This is a genomic window from Rubrivirga sp. (assembly GCF_049648075.1).
Lineage (GTDB): Bacteria > Bacteroidota > Rhodothermia > Rhodothermales > Rubricoccaceae > Rubrivirga.
The window spans coordinates 1-2,670 of record NZ_JBARYR010000044.1; the positions used below are offsets into that span (position 1 = coordinate 1).

Annotated in this window: 1 protein-coding gene and 1 pseudogene; one reads left to right on the forward strand and one right to left on the reverse strand. The window is 68.7% G+C overall.

The window, feature by feature from the left end; translation table 11 throughout:
* Nucleotides 1–115 precede the first annotated feature (115 nt).
* Nucleotides 116–1,600, reverse strand: a complete 1,485-nt coding sequence (gene proS, locus WBA11_RS01295; RefSeq protein ID WP_424518928.1) for a proline--tRNA ligase — start codon at nucleotides 1,598–1,600, stop codon at nucleotides 116–118.
* 178 nt (nucleotides 1,601–1,778) lie between these two features.
* Between proS and WBA11_RS01300 the strand changes: the two are divergent.
* Nucleotides 1,779–2,670: pseudogene (locus WBA11_RS01300) on the forward strand (hypothetical protein); the annotation flags it as partial.

Genomic DNA, 2,670 nt, shown 5'->3' on the forward strand with positions numbered 1-2,670 from the left:
CGCCCCTACGGGAAACCTCGAGGTCGGGCCAGGCCACGCCGCCGCATCTCGCTCGCCGCCGAGGCCGAGTCGACCTCGAGGGCGGCGTACCCGATACCGGGATCTTGGACACGGCCTAGTACGACCGCGCGAACACGACCAGCCCGTCCGAAGGCTCGCCGCTCACGGGGTCGGTCCCCGCCTCGTCGGTCTCCGTGCCGGGGAACTGGCCGGGGAAGGGGACGCAGCGGATGGTCGCCTTGGTCTCCGCCTTGATCTTGGCCTCGGTCTCGGCGGTCCCGTCCCAGTGCATCAGGACGAACCCGCCGTCCTCGATCTGGCTTTTGAACGCGTCGTAGCTGTCGGCGACCGTCGTCATGTCGCGGCGCATGGCGTAGGCGCGGTCGTAGAGCGCCTTCTGGATGTCGTGCAGCGCTTCGCGCACGGCCGTCACGATCTCGCGCTGGCTCACCGACGTCTTTTCCCCCGTGTCGCGCCGCGCCATCTCGGCGGCCCCGTTCTTGACGTCGCGCGGGCCGACGGCCAGCCGGACGGGGACGCCCTCGACCTCGTACTGGGCAAACTTCCAGCCCGGCCGGTACTGGTCGCGGTCGTCGAGGACGACGCGGTAGCCCGCCTTCGTCAACGAGTCGCGCATGTCGGCGGCGGCCTCGAGGACGGCCGAGTTGTCGCCGTTCTTGCGCGTGATCGGGACGATGGCGACCTGGACCGGCGCCAGCTTGGGCGGCATGATGACGCCCTGGTCGTCGCCGTGCGTCATGATCAACGCGCCGATGAGACGCGTGCTGACGCCCCACGACGTCGCCCAGACGTGCTCCTGCTCGTTGTCCTTGTTCTGGAACGTGCAGTCGAACGCCTTGGCAAAGTTCTGTCCCAGGAAGTGGCTCGTCCCGGCCTGCAGCGCCTTGCCGTCCTGCATCATGGCCTCGATGCAGTACGTGTCGACGGCGCCGGGGAACCGCTCGGACGCCGTCTTGACGCCCTTGATGACGGGCATCGCCATCCACTCTTCGGCGAACTCGGCGTAGACGTCGAGCATGGTCCGGGTCTCCTCGACGGCCTCGTCCTCGGTCGCGTGGGCCGTGTGGCCCTCCTGCCACAGGAACTCGGCGGTGCGCAGGAACAGGCGTGTCCGCATCTCCCACCGGACGACGTTGGCCCACTGGTTCAGCTTGAGCGGCAGGTCGCGCCAGCTCTGGATCCACCTCGAGTACGTGTCCCAGATGATCGTCTCGGACGTCGGGCGGACGATCAACGGCTCCTCTAGCTCCGCATCGGGGTCCACGATCAGGTCGCCGTCCTGCTCCTTGAGGCGGTAGTGCGTGACCACGGCGCACTCCTTCGCGAAGCCCTCGACGTGCTCGGCTTCCTTGGCCAAAAAGCTCTTCGGGATGAAGAGGGGGAAGTAGGCGTTGCGGTGGCCGGTCGCCTTGAACATCCCGTCCAAGCCGTCGCGCATGTTCTCCCACAGCTCGTAGCCGTTGGGCGGGAGCACCATCGAGCCGCGAACGGGCGACGTCTCGGCCAGTTTGGCCGCTCGGATGACGTCTTGGTACCACTGTGCGTAGTCGTCGGCGCGGGGCGTGATGGTCTCGGCCATGTGCGTACGTTGAGCGCGACCTCGAGGACGTGGATCGAGATGCCGATGGTCGGCGTTACCTCTCCGCCACGGGGCGCGGCTCTCTCTTGTAATGGGGCCGGAAGCTACCCCCGGCGCTCGCGTCGAGGCCGGCCCGACTCCCCTTCGCACGGCCTTCGCCCTCGCTCACACTCCTGCCATGCGCCTTTCCTTCCGCCCGCTCGCCGTTCTCGTTCTGGCCGCCGGCCTGACCGGCTGCGCCACGACGTTCCGCAGCGCCGAGCCCGAGCCCTCTTACCAAGCCGCCCCCGATGCGCCGGCCGCCCAGGCCGACCCTGAAGGTCCCGCCCGCGTCGGGCTCGCGGCCACGATGGAGCTTCCGGAGAACCCGTACGGCGACACGGCCGTGGTGGACATCCCGGACCCGGCCGACATCGCCTCGGGCGCCGTCCCGTTCGGGACCGTCGACACCGACAGCATCGACGCGTCCGACATCACGGTCTCCCGCTACTACTACGAAGACGAGAACACGCTCTACTACGAGGACGTCGCGGCCGACCTCGAGGACGACGGGCAGGGCTACGACGACGACGTGTACTACGGCGGCTACGACGCGGGCTACTACCGGTTTTCGGACCCGGCCTTCCACCCGTCGCCATTCACCTACTACCGCCCGTACCGCACGTACCGGCCCTACGTCCACTTTGGGTGGTACGACACGTGGCACCTGCGCCACCGCTGGGGCCGCGGCTACTACGCCGGTGGTTTCTACCACGACCCCTTCTTCGACCCGTGGTTCTACGACCCGTGGTACGGGCCGGGCCTCAACGTCTCGTTCGGATGGGGTGGCTTCGGGTATGGGTTTGGCGGGTTTGGATATGGCCGCGGCTTCCGAGACGGCTACTGGGCCGGCCGGCACTCGGGCTACTACGGCCCCGGCTACTACGGCCGCCCTCGGCACCGTCAGTTCTACGACGGCGTGAGGGGCGGGGACGACGGCCGCCGAGGTCGTGTCCAGGCGATCCCGGGCACGCGCGTCGCGCAGTCGAGTCCCGACCCGGCACGTCAGCCGGCACGTCGCGGGTTGGCTC

What these genes read in the sequence shown, in the direction of transcription:
- proS (WP_424518928.1), bottom strand. Translation starts at nt 1,600, where the DNA reads ATGGCCGAGACCATCACGCCCCGCGCCGACGACTACGCACAGTGGTAC.